This window comes from Streptomyces sp. NPDC046379, from assembly GCF_055587785.1.
Genome location: NZ_JBVJFP010000005.1, coordinates 234,376 through 251,461 on the forward strand (window position 1 = coordinate 234,376; position 17,086 = coordinate 251,461).

The 17,086-nt window shown below is 73.0% G+C and carries 17 protein-coding genes and 1 pseudogene; 16 read left to right on the plus strand and 2 right to left on the minus strand.

Features of this window, described 5'->3' with window-relative positions; genetic code table 11:
* The first annotated feature begins 139 nt into the window (after positions 1-139).
* The 4 genes from ACZ6KF_RS11875 to ACZ6KF_RS11890 are packed head-to-tail and all read left to right on the plus strand — an operon-like array spanning position 140 to position 4,719.
* A complete protein-coding gene (locus tag ACZ6KF_RS11875) occupies positions 140-1,546 on the plus strand; it encodes an extracellular solute-binding protein (RefSeq protein ID WP_469238348.1) in 1,407 nt (468 codons plus the stop codon).
* Positions 1,543-2,496 carry a carbohydrate ABC transporter permease gene (locus ACZ6KF_RS11880; protein WP_469238351.1) on the plus strand — a complete coding sequence of 318 codons (954 nt, stop codon included), beginning with the start codon at positions 1,543-1,545 and terminating at the stop codon, positions 2,494-2,496. The genes ACZ6KF_RS11875 and ACZ6KF_RS11880 overlap by 4 nt, the downstream gene beginning before the upstream one ends.
* 13 nt (positions 2,497-2,509) lie before the next feature.
* Complete coding sequence (locus tag ACZ6KF_RS11885; protein WP_356628094.1) at positions 2,510-3,364, plus strand: carbohydrate ABC transporter permease; 855 nt, start codon at positions 2,510-2,512, stop codon at positions 3,362-3,364.
* The gene (locus ACZ6KF_RS11890) at positions 3,361-4,719 is read left to right on the plus strand and encodes a glycoside hydrolase family 32 protein (RefSeq protein WP_469238353.1); all 1,359 of its coding nucleotides are present in this window, start codon (positions 3,361-3,363) and stop codon (positions 4,717-4,719) included. The genes ACZ6KF_RS11885 and ACZ6KF_RS11890 overlap by 4 nt, the downstream gene beginning before the upstream one ends.
* 133 nt (positions 4,720-4,852) lie before the next feature.
* Here the strand turns inward: ACZ6KF_RS11890 and ACZ6KF_RS11895 are convergent, their stop codons facing one another.
* Positions 4,853-5,914, minus strand: a complete 1,062-nt coding sequence (locus tag ACZ6KF_RS11895; RefSeq protein WP_469174784.1) for a LacI family DNA-binding transcriptional regulator — start codon at positions 5,912-5,914, stop codon at positions 4,853-4,855.
* A 384-nt stretch (positions 5,915-6,298) separates the two neighbouring features.
* Here ACZ6KF_RS11895 and ACZ6KF_RS11900 point away from each other — a divergent pair, with 384 nt between their 5' ends.
* From ACZ6KF_RS11900 to ACZ6KF_RS11915, 4 genes and pseudogenes are all read left to right on the plus strand, one after another.
* Complete coding sequence (locus ACZ6KF_RS11900) at positions 6,299-6,625, plus strand: PadR family transcriptional regulator (RefSeq protein WP_356628091.1); 327 nt, start codon at positions 6,299-6,301, stop codon at positions 6,623-6,625.
* Positions 6,622-6,977: pseudogene (locus ACZ6KF_RS11905) on the plus strand (DUF1048 domain-containing protein). The gene ACZ6KF_RS11900 and the pseudogene ACZ6KF_RS11905 overlap by 4 nt, the downstream one beginning before the upstream one ends.
* Position 6,978: 1 nt before the next feature.
* A complete protein-coding gene (locus ACZ6KF_RS11910; protein WP_356628089.1) occupies positions 6,979-7,305 on the plus strand; it encodes a DUF1048 domain-containing protein in 327 nt (108 codons plus the stop codon).
* Between the two features lie 20 nt (positions 7,306-7,325).
* Positions 7,326-7,550: a hypothetical protein gene (locus ACZ6KF_RS11915; RefSeq protein ID WP_469238354.1), complete on the plus strand. Its 225-nt coding sequence runs from the start codon at positions 7,326-7,328 to the stop codon at positions 7,548-7,550.
* Between the two features lie 222 nt (positions 7,551-7,772).
* On the opposite strand, the gene ACZ6KF_RS11920 is transcribed toward ACZ6KF_RS11915, so the two are convergent.
* On the minus strand, positions 7,773-8,972 hold the full coding sequence (locus ACZ6KF_RS11920; RefSeq protein ID WP_469238356.1) for a YncE family protein: 1,200 nt from the start codon (positions 8,970-8,972) through the stop codon (positions 7,773-7,775).
* 87 nt (positions 8,973-9,059) lie between these two features.
* On the opposite strand from ACZ6KF_RS11920, the gene ACZ6KF_RS11925 reads away from it, so the two are divergent.
* The 8 genes from ACZ6KF_RS11925 to ACZ6KF_RS11960 all read left to right on the plus strand — a co-directional run bounded on the left by ACZ6KF_RS11925 (position 9,060) and on the right by ACZ6KF_RS11960 (position 17,085).
* Positions 9,060-10,037, plus strand: a complete 978-nt coding sequence (locus tag ACZ6KF_RS11925; RefSeq protein WP_356628087.1) for an ABC transporter substrate-binding protein — start codon at positions 9,060-9,062, stop codon at positions 10,035-10,037.
* A gap of 77 nt (positions 10,038-10,114) precedes the next feature.
* Positions 10,115-11,269: a FecCD family ABC transporter permease gene (locus ACZ6KF_RS11930; RefSeq protein ID WP_469238433.1), complete on the plus strand. Its 1,155-nt coding sequence runs from the start codon at positions 10,115-10,117 to the stop codon at positions 11,267-11,269.
* A complete protein-coding gene (locus ACZ6KF_RS11935) occupies positions 11,266-12,273 on the plus strand; it encodes a FecCD family ABC transporter permease (RefSeq protein ID WP_356628086.1) in 1,008 nt (335 codons plus the stop codon). Before ACZ6KF_RS11930 ends, ACZ6KF_RS11935 begins: the two co-directional genes overlap by 4 nt.
* A gap of 20 nt (positions 12,274-12,293) precedes the next feature.
* The gene (locus ACZ6KF_RS11940; protein WP_356628085.1) at positions 12,294-13,115 is read left to right on the plus strand and encodes an ABC transporter ATP-binding protein; all 822 of its coding nucleotides are present in this window, start codon (positions 12,294-12,296) and stop codon (positions 13,113-13,115) included.
* A gap of 58 nt (positions 13,116-13,173) precedes the next feature.
* A complete protein-coding gene (amiA, locus tag ACZ6KF_RS11945) occupies positions 13,174-13,287 on the plus strand; it encodes a streptamidine family RiPP (protein WP_240797855.1) in 114 nt (37 codons plus the stop codon).
* A gap of 89 nt (positions 13,288-13,376) precedes the next feature.
* Positions 13,377-14,231 (plus strand): hypothetical protein, encoded by an 855-nt coding sequence (locus tag ACZ6KF_RS11950; RefSeq protein WP_469238359.1) that lies wholly within the window; start codon positions 13,377-13,379, stop codon positions 14,229-14,231.
* A complete protein-coding gene (locus ACZ6KF_RS11955; protein ID WP_469238361.1) occupies positions 14,228-15,709 on the plus strand; it encodes a CocE/NonD family hydrolase in 1,482 nt (493 codons plus the stop codon). The genes ACZ6KF_RS11950 and ACZ6KF_RS11955 overlap by 4 nt, the downstream gene beginning before the upstream one ends.
* Positions 15,706-17,085 (plus strand): YcaO-like family protein, encoded by a 1,380-nt coding sequence (locus tag ACZ6KF_RS11960; RefSeq protein ID WP_469238363.1) that lies wholly within the window; start codon positions 15,706-15,708, stop codon positions 17,083-17,085. The genes ACZ6KF_RS11955 and ACZ6KF_RS11960 overlap by 4 nt, the downstream gene beginning before the upstream one ends.
* Position 17,086: the final 1 nt, after the last annotated feature.

The window sequence follows — 17,086 nt, forward strand, 5'->3', positions numbered from 1 at the left end:
GAACGGCGGCTCATGTTGAACCAGGACTGTAGACCTAACTCGTTAAAGGTCAAGGGTCTCGCATGTCTTGACAGGGCTGCTGCGCGGTTCCCATCATCGTCGGCACCAACCCATGACTAACACGCGTTAGGCACGCCCGATGACCGACTTGCACACCCGCCGCAGCCTGCTGCGGTACGGCGCCTACGGCGCGGCGGCCGCCGCGCTGGCCGGCACCGCCGCCTCCTGGGACCGGCTCACCGCGGCCGACATCCCCGGCCGCGACGACGACTCCCTCGTCGTCGCCACTCTGGGCCCCGCCTACGGCCCGGCCGCCGTGCGCACCCTGACCGAGGGCTTCGCCGAGCGCCACCCCGACATCAAGCTCCGGATCAACGCGGTGCAGGCCGTCGACTGGTCGGACTTCTTCGCCAAGATCCTCACCCAGATCGCCGCGGGCACGGCCCCCGACCTGGTCTACGTCGCGACGGAGGGCGTGCAGCTGTTCGCGCAGCGGCTCGGGGCGCCCCTGGACCGCTGGGTCCGGCGGGACGCCGACGAGCTGCGGGAGTACTTCGCCGACGTCCACCCCTCACTGGTGGAGTCGATGATGTACGAGGGCAGCCTGTACCAGCTGCCCGTGGAGTTCAACGCGGCCGACATGTACCTCAACCGGCAGGTGCTGCGACGGGCCGGTGCAGACCATCCGCCGCCCGACTGGACCCGGGAGGACTTCACCGCGCTGCTGCGCCGGATGAAGAAGGCGAGCGACTCCCACTTCACGCCGTACTTCTGGACCAACCGGCTCTGGGGCGGGGTGGTGCCCTGGCTCTTCGCCGGCGGCACCAACCTGCTGGCCGAGTCCAAGGCGCCCGGCGGAGACTGGCTGTGGGACGCCTTCTACCCGGCCGACCAGCGCCAAGGGCGCGGCGGCGGCTTCCGCTGGACCACCCCGCAGGCGACCGGCGCCCGGTTCGAGGAGACGTACGAGTATCTGGCCTCCCTCATCGAAGAGGGCCTGTGCACCCGCCCCGAGGGCGGCAACGGGCAGAACCTGGTCGGCGTGTTCTCCACGGGCCGGGTCGGGGTGACGCCCGCGGGCGGCTTCTGGGCGGGCGGCCTGCACCAGGCGGGGATGCCCGCCGACGGCTACGACGTGCAGTACTTCCCGCGCTGGCGCACCCAGCGCCACCAGTTCGGAGCGGCGGGCTACGCGCTGCTGCGCACCTCCGACCGGCAGGAGGAGGCGTGGGAGTTCATCAAGTACGCCGCCCGCAAGGACACGCTCACCCGGCTGTTCACCACCAACCAGACCACCCCGGCGCGCCGCTCGATGCTGACCGCGGGCCGCTACCGGGAGACCGGCCCCGACCACTGGCGGGTCTTCTACGACACCCTCGACCGGTTCCCCGACACGGGGCCGATCCCGGCGCCACCGCAGGTGGCCGAGGTCGAACAGGTGCTGCTGAAGCACACCGGCACCGCCTTGTCCTCCCCGCGCGCGGTGCGTCCGGCGCTGCGCCGGCTCCAGGGCGATCTGGAGAAGGCCATGGAGCGTGACGTATGACGAACACCCGGAAGATCCCCCCGGTCCGGTCGCAGTCGGCGCTCCGGCCGCCCGCCGCGGTCCGACCTTCCGCGCGGGAGCGCGGCACGCGGCTGCTGGCCGCCCTGTTCCTGGCGCCGACGATCGTCGGCATCGTCGTCTTCACGGTCGTCCCGATCGTCGGCTCGGTGGTGCTGAGCCTCTTCCACTGGAACGTCATCGACGATCCGCGCTTCGCCGGGGCGGCCAACTACCGCGAGGTCTTCGGCGACTCGACCGTGCTGGTCTCCTTCCGCAACACGCTGCTGTTCATGGTGCTGGCGGTCGCGCTGCAACTGCTGATCGCGCTCGTGCTGGCGATCGTGGTGAACGGGCGGATGCCGGTGTGGCTGCGGTCGGTGTTCCGGTCGGCGTTCTTCTTCCCCCTGGTACTGTCCGCGGCGTCCATCTCCGTGGTGATGAAGTACCTGTTCAACCAGGATTTCGGGCTGGTGAACTGGCTGCTCGGGCTGGTCGGGATCGCCCCGGTGCCCTGGCTGACCTCGGAGAACGGGGCGATGGCCGCGGTGATCCTGGTCTACGTCTGGCAGCAGTTCGGGTTCTCCTTCCTGCTGTTCGTCGGCGGGCTCAACAACATCCCGAAGGAGGTCCACGAGGCCGCCGCCCTGGACGGCGCCACCGGACCCCGCAAGCACCTGCACGTCACCCTGCCGCTGCTGTCGCCGACGCTGCTGGTGGCGTCCGTGGTCGGCATCATCAACGCGCTCCAAGTCTTCGAGCAGCCGTACGTGCTGACCGACGGCGGTCCCGGCGACTCCACCCGCACCGTCGTGATGGTCATCTACGAGACCGCCTTCGAGCAGCTGCGCTTCGGCACCGCGTCCGCGGTGGGGGTGCTGCTGTTCGTCCTGGTCATGGCGGTGACCGCCCTCCAGTTCCGGCTCAGCCGGCGTTTCGTCCACTACCAGTGAGCCGGTGAGTCCCATGAGCCACACGACCCTGACCACCGGCACGGTGCGTCACTCCCTCGCGCCGTGGGCGCGCATCGCCGGCCTGGCCGTCTGCGCCCTGCTCACCCTCGGCCCGGTGATCTGGACCGTCTCCACCTCGCTGCGCACTCCCGCGGAGTCCTTCGACCTGCCGCCGGCGATCATTCCCTCGGAGCCGACCGCCGAGGCCTACCGCGGGGTGTTCGCGCAGATCGACGTCTGGCTGCTCGCCCTGAACTCGACGCTGGTGACGGCGCTGATCGCGGTCGGCCAGATGATCACCGCGGGGCTCGCCGGATACGCCTTCGCCCGCCTGGAGTTCCGGTTCAAGAAGCCGCTGTTCGCCCTGGTCCTGGCGACCATGATGGTGCCGTTGCAGGTCACCATCGTGCCGGTGTTCCTGGTGCTGAAGTCGATGGGGCTGACCGACACCCTGCTCGGCCTGATCATTCCGGCGTTCCCGACCGCGTTCGGCACGTTCCTGATGCGCCAGTACTTCCTGGGCATGCCGAAGGACCTGGGCGAGGCGGCGATGCTCGACGGAGCGGGCCCGTGGCGGGTGTTCCGCTCGGTGTACGCGCCGCTCGCTGCACCCGGTCTCGCCATCGTCGGCGTACTGGCCTTCAACTACCACTGGAACGAGTTCTTCCGCCCGCTGATCCTGGAGACCTCCGGCCAGAACTACACCCTGCCGCTCGGGCTGGTCTCCCTCCAGGGCAACCTCGGCACCGGCTCCGTCTCGGTGGTGCTCGCCGGTGTGGTGCTGTCCATGATCCCCGCCGTCGCCGTGTTCGTCGTCGGCCAGCGCCCTCTCCGCGAGGGCATCACCTCCGCAGGAGTCAACCGTTGAGCCCCGACAGCAACGCGCCGCGCTACCGGGTCCGTCCGCCCGCCAACTGGATCAACGACCCGAACGGCCCGTTCCGCTGGGGTGACCGCTACCACCTCTTCTACCAGCACAATCCGGGCGCGCCGGTGCATGCCGACATCCACTGGGGCCACGCGTCCAGTCCGGACCTGGCCCGCTGGCAGCACCATCCGATCGCGCTCACCCCGACGCCCGGCGGACCCGACGAGGCGGGCTGCTGGTCCGGCTGCGTGGTCGACGACGACGGGGTCCCGACAGCGGTGTACACGGGAATCGACCACCACCACACCGGCCTCGGCACCGTCTGCCTGGCCCGCGCGGCCGACCCCGACGATCCGGCGCTGACCGAGTGGAAGCCGCTGCCCGTGCCCGTGGTGCCGGGCCCGCCGGCCGACCTGGAGGTGGTGATGTTCCGCGACCCGTTCGTCTTCCGGCACGCCGGCCGCCGCTGGGCCCTCGTCGGCGCGGGCCACGCCGACGGCACGCCCTCGATCCTGCTGTACGACTGCGACGACCTGACGCGGTGGCGATTCGCGGGTGTGCTCCTGGACGGTGCCGACCCGGTGGCCGTGGACGCGTTCGGCGACAAGGCCGTCGGCTGGGAGTGCCCACAGCTGCTGGCGGCTCCCGGAGAGGACTGGGTGCTGATGGTGTCGCTGTGGGACGGCGACCCGTGTGCGACCGGCTACCTGACGGGCAGTCTCGAATCCTCGTCGCGACACGGGCTGCGGTTCACCCCGCGCACCGGCGGCCCCCTGGACCACGGCCGTGACTTCTACGCGCCCGCCGTCCTGCAGGAGCCGGAGCGGGCACTGATGTGGGGCTGGTCCTGGGAGTCCCGCGGGCCCGGCCGGGCCGAGCGGGCCGACTGGGCCGGTGTGCTCACCGTGCCGCGCGTCGTCGACGTCCACGCCGACGGCACCCTGCGGGTGCTGCCGGCGCCGGAGCTGGACAGGCTGCGGGCGCCGGAACCGTTCGTCACCGTGCCGGGCACGGGCGCACGGCTGCCGGACGCCTACGACCTGACGGTCACCGCCCGCACGCTCACCACGGTCCGCCTGGGGGAGGGGCTGACGCTTCGGATCGACCCCGCAGCGGGCACCCTGACCGTACGGCGGGCCGGGCGGCCCGCGCCGGTGGAGGTGCGGATCCCGCGCGGTGCGGAGCTGCACGTCCGCGTCCTCGTGGACGGTTCGCTGTACGAGGTGTTCGCGGACGACCGGGCCACGGTGACCGAGAGGGTCTACCGACGCCCGGGCGACGCGCCCGAACTGACCGTCACGGGCGCCGAGGCCACCGTCACGGCGTGGGAGCTGGTCGGACCGACCCTGAACTGAGTACCGGGCACCGTCGTCACGCCCACCGCCACGGGTCCCACGTCCCCGGCGCCACCCGCGGCCAGAGGAACGCGTCCCGTTCTTCCTCCCCGCAACGACACCGCCCCCCGGCCCCGCGGCGGCCACTGCGTCGTCACGCGGTCGGGACCGGGCCCACCGACGACCGCATCACCGCCTGGCAGGTCAGGCGGCGGACCGTGGCCGACGGGGTGCGGCCGGCGATGGCGTCCAGGAGCAGGCGGGCGGCGGACTCGCCCATCTCACGGTGCGGGAGGGCGACCGTGGTCAGGGGCGGCGTGAGGAAGGCGGCCATGTGCTCCTGGTCGTCGTAACCGATCACCGACAGCCCGGCGGGAACGGCGACGCCGAGCCGGGTCGCGGCGTGCAGAACGCCCGCCGCGACCCGGTCGTTGTAGCAGAAGACGGCAGTGGGACGGCGGGCCGGTTCTGCTCCGTCGAGCAGCCGCATGGCTCCGTCGTAGCCGCCGACGATCTCACCACCGGTGCGCAGCACCCACTCCTTGGGGACGGTGATCCCTTCGGCGCGCAGTGTCTCGCGGAAGCCGCGCAGCCGCTCGGCGGACGCGATGTCGTCCATTCCTCCTATGCAGGCGATCCTGCGGTGCCCGTGGTCGAGCAGCAGCCGGGCCGCAGTACGGCCTCCGGCCCGTTCGGCGGGGATGACGGCGGGCAGGGAGTCGTCCTCGGGCAGGCAGTTGGCGAGGACGGAGTGGGTGCGGTGCAGCCCTTCGGGGACGCGGACCCGGCGCAACCACATGGCGGCGTAGATGATGCCGTCCACCCGCCGGTCCAGGAGTTCGGCGACGGCCGCGTCCTCCTTGGCGGGGTCGCCGCCGGAGTCGATGGTGAGCACGAGGTGCTCGCTCGCCCAGGCCGTCTCCATCGCGCCGCGCAGCAGTCGGCCCGCGAACGGGGAGGACGCGATCTCGTCGGTGACCAGTCCGATCACGGCCGTACGGCGGCGGCGCAGGCCGCGGGCGACAGGGTCGGGTCGGTAGCCGAGCTGAGCGGCGGCCAGCCGGATGCGTTCCTGGGTGGCGGGGGAGAGGTTGCCCTCGGCACGGCCATTGAAGACGAACGAGACGGCGGTGTGCGACACGCCGGCGAGCCGGGCAACGTCTCGCGAGGTGGGACGCCCCGTTCCCGTCGTGGGTTTGCCTTCTGCGCTCGTCATGGCATCCGCTGTCCTCTGCTTGCCCGCCCGTGCGGTTGATCGCTGCTCAGCCTAGCCGGATGCGGCCGTTGGCCGGCCGCCCTCGGCTGCTCGTCGCATCGGAGGGGACCGAGTGTCCCGACTCCGCAAGTCGGCAGCGGCGCCTACCGTCCGAGGGAAGCCCGGTCCACCCGTCGGCGACGGTCGCGAGGAGACGCGGTTGATGTGGCGGTAGCGGCGTTCCCTCGTCCGCGGCAGGCAGCGCCGTCGTGAGCCGGGTGCCTCGCCGAACGATCGGTTCCGGGGTTGCGCCCACCGGAGACGTTGCCGCCCCGCTACTCGGTGATACCGTATAGCGGTACCCGGTATCACGTAGTACCGGCCCAGGGCTGAGGAGCGCCCGCGATGGACGACCTGACGGAGATGTTGAAGGGCACGCTCGAAGGGTGCGTGCTCGAAATCATCGACAGGGAGGAGACCTATGGGTACGCCATCACCCGTCGGCTGAACGAGCTCGGCTTCACCGATGTCATCGAGGGGACGGTGTACACCATCTTGCTGCGGCTGGAGAGGAACGGGCTCGTCCAGGTGACGAAGCGGCCGTCCGGGGTCGGTCCGCCGCGCAAGTTCTACGTGCTCAACGACGCCGGACGCGAGGAACTCGCGAAGTTCTGGGCGAAATGGCACTACCTCTCATCACGCATCGACAGGCTCAAGGAGGGCGGGAGATGAACTTCTGGGAGAAGGTCACCGGCAGCGATCTCACCAGGGGATGGAAGGCGTTCGAAGCCCGGGCCGAGGCCCTGCCGGACGACTACCGGGCGGCGTGGGGACAGATCATCGCCCACCTTTTCCCCACGGGGACTTCACCGGCCGCAACCTGATGCCGATGCTCGACGCCGCCCTGGGGTTGCTCGAAGTGGCGGCGGCCGACGGCCAGAGCGTCCGCGAGGTGCTCGGCGAGGACGTCCGAGGCTTCTGCGCCGCGCTTGCCGGTGAAGAAGGGGCCCGGACTCATCGCGACCGGTGGCGCGAGCAGTTGAACAGGAACGTCGCGAGAGAACTGAGCCGGCTGGGAGGCTGACGTGGGCATCAAGGACATCGTCGAGGGCAAGCACCGGTGGCGGGCGCACGTGGCCCGGGTCAAGGCACTCCCGCCGGACTACCGGATCGTTTACAAGGAGATGCAGAAGTACCTGTTCAAGGTCGGACCGGTGAGCCTGTCCGACGGGTCCCTCCTCTCCGGCGTCGTCGACTTCTTCGAGGAGGGCGTCGCCGCGGGCAAGGGAGTTGTGGAACTCATCGGCACCGACGTCGCCGCGTTCTGCGACGACCTGATCAAGGACTCACCCACCTGTGCGGATGCCTACCGGGAATCCATGAGCGGCAAGCCCGGCGCGGCCGGGAAGTGACAGCCGCCGCACCGGTGCGGATGCTGCATACCCCTGTCGTCCTCGACGACGGCCGCGCCGTCGACGTCGCCGCATCCATCGGCCCGCTGCACGCGGCGGACGGCGGGCGGTTCCAGCACGACGGCGAACTCGTCGCCGCCCAGGCGGTCGGCCGGGCGCCCGAACACCGTGAGAACGGCGTAGCCGGCCGCGCGGTCGGCGAACCCACCTGGCAGAACGGCCGCATGCCCGTGGCGGGCAGGTGATCACGCCGGTCGTCACGCAGGGTGCCGGGTGGTCTCGTCGCGCCTGCTCGCGGCGAGAGCACCGTGCCGCGGAGGTGCATGCGCCTGCTGTCGTGGTCGGCGGGCGGCGACCTGATCCACCGCCGGTGCGCCGGCCGCGCCGCGAGACGCGCCGGTCCCTCCCGGCGTTCGTCGCAGGCCGGCTGACCCGGACGTCCGGACCGTGCCGGCCCGAACCCGTCGTCACCGGCCCACGGGATCGCCGTCGGCGCCGTCGTCGCGGCTGCGCAGTGTCATGTGGCCGCCGTGGTGCAGTGGAGTACCCGGCCGCAGCCGGGTCACCTCGTGCCCCGTTTCCGCGTCGACGAGGTGCACCTCGCCGTGGCCGCCCCGGCTGACGGCGATCCAGTCGGAGCCCGGTGAGGCGGCAACCGCCCGGCGCTGGACGCCCTCCCAGGGGGTGCCGCCGCGACGCGGAGCGCCCTCCATGGCCGGCAGGGGAACCCGGCGGACGGTGCCGTCGATGCTCAGGAGGATCAGTTCGTCGCCGTCGGGGTGGATGCGGGTGAAGGCGGTGTGGCGCCGGGCGAGGGCCAGCCGGAAGACGAGCCCGGGGCCGAGTTCCGTGTGCACCGTGCGGCCCGTCTCCAGGTCGTGCCGCCACGCCTGGTTGGTCCACTCCGGCCAGCGCAGCGGGTCCGGGTCGCCGCCGCGCAGCGTGCTCCACAGCGCGCGCCGGCGGGTGTCGAGCCGGAGGTACCAGCCGCGGGCGGGCGACTCCCAGGGGACCACCGCCTCGGCGGCGAGTGCGTCGCCTTTCCTCCGGGCCCGGTGCACTCCCTCGCCCGTGGCCGCGAACACGTCTCCCGTGCCGGGCGCCTGCGCGTCCCCGTGTCCGTCGTCCGGCAGCGGCAGGACCGCGTGCGGTGTGACCGGAGGGCAGCCGGGCGGAGCCGCGAGGAGGTCGGCGAACCGGTGGACGGCCAGCTCCCCGGGCTCTCGGTGCCGGAGCACGACCAGCGGATCGTCGCCGCCCAGCACCGTCACGCCCGGTTCGCCGACGCGGGTGCGCACCCTCGCCGTGTCCCCGGTGGCCAGGTCGAGGACGGTCAGCAGGTCCGACCACGGTGCGGGGTTCTCGCCCAGGCCGGTGGTGACGGCCAGCCGGCGACCGGACGGGTCGCAGGCGAGGTGCTCGGCCGGCACGGCGACCGGGACCGCGCGTTCGACGAGCTCGTCGGCGAACGGATCGAGTACCAGCAGTTCCCCTCGCCGGTCGTCGACGCAGGCCACCCGTCCGCCCGGCAGCGCCAGGAACCCGGCGTGCTCGGAGAGATGACGACCGGTCAGGCTTCCCACGACGGCTCCGTCCGGCACGGTCAGTACATGGACGTATCCGTCCACATGGTCGGATACGAAGAGAACGGGTGTGTCAGCGGGCATGGGTTCCTCCAGAGACCGGTTCTGATGAAAACGATTATCATGTATCTTCGGTGCGTTCCCGATATCCGAGAAAGAGCGAGGGCATCGATGCTGCGCGCACCGTCGAGATTCGTCCGTGGCTGGATCACCGCAGTGGTGGTGGGTTCCGTTCTGGCCGGCTGCGGCTCGTCGTCCGAAGAACCCGCGAACGACAAGGCCGAGCCGACGGCGAAGACGGACGTCACCGTCGAACCCATCAAGGCCTCCACGGAGTTGACCGACACCAACGGCGTCAAGGTCTCCCTGAAGAAGGAGCCCGAGCGGATCGTCTGCCTGTTCGCGCTCTGCGACGACATCCTGACCGAGCTGGGCATCGTCCCGACCGCCACCAACAGCGCGTTGCTCGCCCACCCGGACTTCCTGGGGGAGGGCAGGGCCAAGGAGGTCGACGTCATCCCCGGCGGATTCATCGCCCCGGAGGTGGAGGCGATCCTCTCCCACAAGCCCGACCTCGTGATCGGCCTGGGGGACACGCACGGCAAGCTCGCCCCGGCCCTCAAGGGCGCCACGACGTTCTGGGCCATGCAGCCCGAGACGTGGCAGGACAGCGTGGGGTACCTGCGCGACCTTGCCGCGCTCACCGGGCGCACCGCCGAGGGCGAGAAGGCCGAGAAGACCTTCCGGACCAAGCTCGCCGCAGCCGAGAAGGCTCCCAGCGACAAGACCGCTCTCATCATCTACGGCAGTGACGAGAACTTCGGCGTCGCGACCCCGGAGACCGACGTGGCCGCCAGCCTCTTCCCCAAGATCGCCGAATACCCGTGGAAGTCCCGTGGCGTGCAGGGCACTTACAGCCTCGAAGAGATCCTTGCCCAGGACGTCGACGTGCTGTTCGTCGAGACGCTGAGCTTCGGCGACGCGGACGGCAAGCTGTCGGAGAAGCTCGCCGAGAACCCCCTCTGGGGCAAGATCCCGGCGGTGAAGAACGGCGACGTCCACGAGGTGAACTCGGAGGTGTGGGCCAAGGGCCGCGGCACCCGCTCACTCGGCATCGTCCTCGACGAGGCCACGGCCGCCCTGCGGTGAGGACGCCCCACACGCAGCCCGTCGCGGCGGGCGGACAGCGGGCGTCGCGCGTCGCGCGGAGGTGGCAGCCGCTCCTGGTGGTCGTCCTGCTGGCCGTCTGCTCGGTCTGCGCGCTCAGCCTCGGCACCCCCTACGTCCCACCGCACCGGCTGGTCGCCGCGGTGCTGGAGGGGGACACCACGCTCGCCGGGATCGTCGTCACCGAACTGCGCGTGCCGCGACTGGTGCTCGCGCTCCTCGCCGGAGCCTGTCTGGGTGCGGCCGGGCTGGTACTCCAGGAGGCGCTGCGCAATCCCCTGGCGGTGCCGGAGATGCTGGGCGTGTCGTCGGGCGCCGCTCTGGGGGTGGCCGCGCCGCTGGTACTGAGCCTGTCACTGCCCGCCGTCGTCCATCCGATGCTGGCCATCGGCGGGGCCGCGCTCGGCGGCGGGCTCACGCTCCTGGCCGCCGGGCTCGGCCGCAGTCCGTCCGCCGTACTGCTGACCGGCGCCGCGGTGGCGGCCGCCCTGCAGGCTGCGCTGCTGGTGATGATGGTCATGGCCGACCAGTTGGACCTCCAGCTCATCTACCGCTACCTGCTCGGCTCCCTGTCCGCCCGGACGTGGGACGACGTCGCGGGTCTGTGGCCGTGGCTGCTCGTCGCGGCCCCCGCACTCCTGCTGTGCGTGCCGGTGCTGTCGGTGATGCGGCTGGGCGACGAGGACGCCGAGGCGCTGGGCGTGCGCGCGCAGCGCGCCCGGTTGGCGGCGCTGGCCATCGCGGTGGTGCTGATCGCCCCGGTGACGGCCGTGTGCGGGCCGGTCGCGTGGGTGGGCTTCCTCGCCCCGCACCTGGCGCGGTCGTTCGACCCCGCGGCCGGGGCGGCGCGCTGGCTTCCGTGGTCCGCCGCCTGGGGCGCGGTCGCCGTGGTCGTCGCCGACCTCCCGGCCCGGCTGGCGCTGGCGCCGGTGGAGACACCGGCCGGTGCGTGGACGGCCCTGCTGGGGGTGCCGGCCGGGGTCGCGCTGATGCGGTCGGGCGGTCGCGGCCGAGCGGTCCGGCGCCGGCCGGCCGCCTCGGCCGCGGTGCGCGAGCCGTTGCCCGGACCGAGGAGGACGGCTTCCGGCGCCGCGGACGACATCCCTCGTGCCGGGGCGCAGGGCGACGTCGGCGCGGACGCGCCCGGGCGCGTCGGCACCGGGGATGCCTGCCCGCCCCCTTCCAGGGCGACCGGATCGGAGGACGTACGGTGACCCGGCGATTCACGGCACTCGCGGCACTGGCCCTCGTGTGCGCCGGTGTGGAACTGGTGGCCGGGCGCGGCATGTCCCCGGGCGCGGCCTGGGACGTCATGAACGGCGGCGGTGACGCGACGGAGCGCCACATCCTGTTCCAACTGCGCCTGCCCAGGCTGCTGGTGGCTCTCGTCGCCGGCGCCTGTCTCGCCGTCGCGGGGCTGGTCCTGCAGTCCGCCCTGCGCAATCCCCTCGCCGGGCCGGAGGTGACGGGCGTGACCCCGGGGGCGGTGCTCGGAGCCGTCACCGCGACCGCCCTGGGACTGGCCGGGTGGGACTCGCCCCTGTCCGTGGTCCTCGCCGCGTGCGCGGGCGGGTGCGCCGGAGCCGCGCTGCTGTGGCTGCTCGCCGGCCGCGGGCGCGGTGACCCCGCGCAGACCGCCGTGCACGGGGTGCTGGTGTCGGCGGTGCTCGGCGGACTCACCGCCATGGTGCTCCTCGTGGAGCCGGGTGAACTCGGCAGCGTCGTCCAGTGGCTGGTGGGCACCACGGAGGGCCGGGTGTGGCAGCACTGGCACCTGCTGTGGCCGTGGGCCCTCGTGTGGGGGGTCGCGGCCTGGCTGCTGGCCGGGCCGTTGACCCTGCTGCGCTGCGGGGACGACATCGCCCTGGCCGCCGGCCTCTCGGCCCGCCCTGCCCGGAGCCTGGCCCTGCTGTGCGCGGTGGCGCTGACGGCGGGCGCGGTGGCCGCCGTCGGGGCGCTGGGCTTCGTGGGACTGCTCGTTCCGCATCTGGCCGTGGCCGTCTTCGGTGCGGACCTGCGGGTGAGCCTGCCCGGCACCGCCCTGGTGGGCGCGGTGGTGGTGTGCGGGGCGGACGCGGCGGCGCAGCTGTCCTCGCGGCTGCTGGCGGGGGCGCTGGACGCCGGACGGCTCACGCTGCCGGTCGGGGCGCTCACCGCCTGTCTCGGCGCCGCGTTGCTGCTGGTCGTCGTGCGCCGCACGCCGAGCCGTTCGTTCTGACGTCGAATCGAGGACAGAGCATGACCGAGTCCGTGGGGATCCACGTCGAGGGGGTCCACTTCGGCTATCCCGGGCGACCTGTGCTGCGGGGCGTCGACCTGACCGTCCAACCGGGCGAACTGACCGCCCTCATCGGGCTGAACGGCTGCGGCAAGTCGACCCTGCTGCGGCTGGCCGCCGGGCTGCTGCAACCTGACGAAGGGCGCGTTCGCCTCGGAGGGGACGACCTCGCCCGGCTGTCCCGGCGGGCCACGGCCCGGAGGGTGGCCCTGCTGCACCAGTCCGCTCCGGCCGTTCCGGGGATGACGGTGCGTCATCTCGTCCGCCAGGGGCGGTACGCGGCGCGCGGACCGCTGGGCATGCTGCGCGAGGGCGACGACCCCGTCGTGCACCGGGCGCTACGGGACGTCGGGGTGGAGGAGTGGGCCGACCGTGACGTCGACGCGCTGTCCGGAGGCGAGCGGCAGCGGGTCCGGCTCGCGATGGCGCTCGCCCAGGACACGCGCGTCCTGCTGCTCGACGAGCCGACCACCTACCTGGATCTGCACCACCAGCTCGACGTGCTGCAGACGGTGGTCCGACTGCGCCGGGAACGCGGGCTCACCGTGGTGATGGTGCTGCACGACCTGGCCCACGCGGCCCGGTTCGCCGAACGCGTCGTCGCCCTGCGCGACGGCCGTGTGGTGGCCGACGGAGCACCGGGCGAGGTGGTGACCCCCGGGTTGCTGGCGGACGTGCTGAAGGTGGCGGGACGAGTCGGCCGGGACCCCGAGGGGGGCTGGCCGGTGTGTTACCCGGATCACCCTCTTCCAGATCTTGAATATGAAAATCGCATTCATTAATGTGGCGTCCGCGGCGCTCACCCGAACGCCGCAACGCCCAGGTACACGAGGAGAGTTCATGGACAACGAGCAGATCTTCACGCCGATCGCCGACCAGGGCCAGCTGGCCCACGCCTCGGCCTCCCACTCCAACGCCCTCGTCGAGAACCCCTTCGACGACAACGAGGAGTAAGCGAGGACCGGCACCCTCGACCGTGGGCCCGCCCGTTGCCTTCCGGGCGGGCCCACGCCCATCCACCCACCTTTCGTCAGGAGATCACCGTGTCCCGCAGCCGACTCGTCCCCGGTGTCGAGGTCGTCGCCGCGCCCGGGCGGGGGCTCGCCGTCCGGACCCAGGAAGGAGAGTTCCTCAGCGTCAGGACAGCAGGCGTCGACGAGGACGCCCTGCTCTCCCGGCTCACCGGCGCGACAACGGGCTCGTCGGACGAGGAACTCGACCGTGTGGTGCGGGCGTTCGAGGAGGCGGGCTATCTGGCGCGAGAACCGCAGGACTCGCGGTGGCCCGCCGCCCGCCGCACCATCCGCGTCCTCGGCGACCCGGTACTGACCGAACCGCTCGCCGCGCAGCTGACCGCCCTGGGCGCCCGGCCTCTCACCACCGAGGCCGTCACCGCCCCGGGCCGAGCACCGGTTCCCGTCGAGGACCTGCTCGACGGAAACCCCTGCGCGGTCGTGTGGTGCCTCGACGGCCCCGTGCCGTACCGGTTGTGGGACGCCGCCGACACCCTGCCCGACCACGGCGTCGCGTGGCTGCGCTGCCACCGCGAGGGCTGGCAGGCGTACGTCGAGCCGGTGGCCGCCGCTCCCGGAGACGTCACCTCGGCACACATCCGGTCCCGCCGGCTCGCCGCCACGCCCGCCCACCGCGAACTGGCCGCGTACTGGCGCGGACCTCGTACCTCCGGCGCGCCGGTCCGGCTCGCCCTGCCCGCCGCCACGCTGCTCGCGGCGCTGCTCGCCGACGATCTCGGCCGGTGGGCCACCGGCGCCCCGGACCCGGCCGGCCTCCCGGCCCGCCGCCGGCTCCGCCGCGTGGACCTGCGCACGCTGACGGTCACCGAGCACCCCGTCCTCCCGGTGCCCGACGTCGCAGCGATGCCGGAGAAGGACGGATGACAGCGTTCGACACGACCGTGGAGGAACTCGCCACCGACGTGTTCCTTCCGGCCGGCGACGGCCCCTTCCCGGCCGTCCTGGTGCGCACCCCCTACGACAGGACCCGGCACCGGGCCGAGGCGCACGCCTGGGCCCGCCGCGGATTCGCCGCCGTCGTCCAGGACGTGCGCGGCCGGTTCGCGTCACCGGGGCAGTGGCGCCCCTACGCCAACGAAGCCGCCGACGGCTCGGCGGCCGTCCGCTGGATCCGCCGGCAGCCGTGGAGCGACGGCCGGCTGGTGGCCGTCGGCGCCTCCTACGCGGCGCACTGCGCCCTCGTCCTCGCCCTCGACGCGTCCGAGGACGCCCGGCCCGACGCCGTTCTCGCGGCCGTACCCGCCCTGGGGCCCGCGGAGACGGCGCGCGAGGCGTCCGGCGTGGAGCGGCTGCTGTCCCGCGCCGGATGGTGGGCCGCCCACGGCGACCGGCCGGACTCGGACGAGAGCGCGCTGGACAAGGCCCTCACGGCCGACCCGGGCCTCCTCACCTGCCTGCCGCTCACCGGCCTCCCCGAACGGCTGGGCCGCGCGCTGCCCTCCTGGGCGGGCCTGTGGCGGCACCGCGACCGCGGACGCCTGATCGCGCGGGCGGCGCACGCCGTCGTGCCCCTGCTCGCGGTGGGCGGCCACCGCGACCACTTCACCGAGGACACTGTCGCACTGTGGCACGCCTGGGGCGGACCCTCGGCACGGCTGCTGCTGGGCCCCTGGGGCCACGGCCTCGTTTCCACACCCGGCCCCGACGCCGGCCCGGCCCACCGGGTGAACCTGGGCGAGCTGTACGTGCGCTGGACCCGCCGCGCCCTGGCCGGCGAACTGGCCCCCGGCCACCGTGGCGCACAAGCGCTGGGCGGGGCCGATCTGTGGCTGCCCGCCGGCACGGAGGGCGAGCCGCGCACCCGACGGCCGCGGCTGCTGCTCGGGGCCGCGTTCACCGCCGATCCCGGCCGGCCCGTCCGCTCCGACGATCTGACCGTCCCCGCCGACGGCCCGCCCGACCGCTGCCTGCTCGTCACCCCGCCGCTCCCGCGTCCGCTCGACGTGGTCGGCCCTGTGAGCGTGCACCTGCGGGCCACGGCCCACACGCCGTCCGCGGACTGGGCCGCCCGGCTCGTCGCCCTCACACCGGAAGGGGCCGCCGACGGACTCGCCGTCGGAATCGTCCGGCGCGACGAACCGGCAGGCCGCCAGGTTGCGTTCACCGTCGCCCTCGGCCGGATCGCACGTCGGCTGGGCGCCGGCACCCGGCTGCGCCTGGAGATCGCCGGGCACCACTTCCCGGCCCACGCCCGCAACCCGCACACCGGACAGGACCCGGTGACGGCCGACCGACTGCACGCCTCCCGGCGCGAGATCGATCCCGACAGCGTGGTGCTGAGCCTGCCCGTGCTCCCGTCCCGCCCCACCCCAGTCGACCCCGCGCAGGAGATCCTGAGATGACGACGCTGCCACTGGAAGCACTCGTCGACCCCGTCTGCGGCATCGTCCGCAAGGTCGAGCCCGTCGGGCACCCCGCGGGCGCCCCGCCCCGCTACACCGCGCTCACGGCCGAGATATCCGACGCCCGCAGACACGGCCTGTGGCCCGCCGACCGGGTCTCCCTCGGCACCACCTTCGGCGACCCCGGCCAAGCCCGTGTCGCCGCGATAGCCGAGGGGGTGGAACGGTACTGCGGCAACCGCGTCCCGCCGCCCGGCCACCCCGACGCCCCCGTGCGGGCCACCGCCGCCGAACTGGCCGACAAGGGCCTGCGACTCTACGGCCCCAGGGACCTGCCCGCGTACGCCGACTGGCAGTACGCCCGGGAGAAGTTCCCCTACCGCCCCCTCACCCCCGACACCCCGGCCCTGTGGACGCGCGGCACCGAACTGCTGCCCGGCGGACGGACGGCGGACGTCTGGGCGCCCGTCGCGCTCACCCACCTCAACTGGCGCCAGGGCGAACTGCGCGAGCTGCCCCGCACCCACCACCTCAACTACGCCGGGATCGCCACCGGACAGGGCTTCGACGACGCCGTCGAACGCGGCCTGCTGGAGATCGTCGAACGCGACGCCCTGGAACTGTGGTGGCATCTGGACGGCCCGGCCCGCGGCATCGACCCGGCGAGCGTGCCCGGCCTCGCCGACGACCTCGCCGGTTCCGCGTTCGACGTCCACATCGTCGAGATGCACTCGGAATTCGCCCCCTGCATGGCCGCGCTCGTGCACGACCCGCGCCTCGGTCTGTACGCGGCCGGGTTCGCCTGCAAGTACGACCCGGCCGAGGCCGCCCGCAAGGCCGTCCTGGAAGCCGTCCACACCTGGGTCTTCACCCAGGGCCTGACCGACCCTGACGGCTGGGTGTTCCGGGCCGTGGAGGCCGGGCTGCTCGCCCGCGGGCTGTACCTGGACCACCGGGCCGACGGCCGCTATCTCGACGCGTGCGGCGAGCAGTTCGAGCACGTGAGGGACCTGGGCGCCCATGTGCAGGTGTGGCTGGACGAGAGGATGGCAGCCGAGGCCAGGCGGTTCACCGAGCCGGCGCTCGGGACCGTGTCCCTCGACGAGGTCGAACGCGGCAGCCGGCAGCGGCTGGACAGCACGCTGCACGCGGGCGGCCACCGGGTCATGACCTTCGACCTCACCACGGAGGACGTGGCCGAGACGCCCCTGCGCGTCGCCCGGGTGCTCGTCTCCGGACTGCTGCCCAACGCCCCCGCCGCCTTCGGCTACTTCGGCTGCCCGCGCCTCGCCGACGCCGCCGTCGCCCGGGGGTGGCGCACGAGCCCGCCGAGCGCGCCGGAGGACTTCACGCTGGCGCCTCCGCCGCACATGTGAG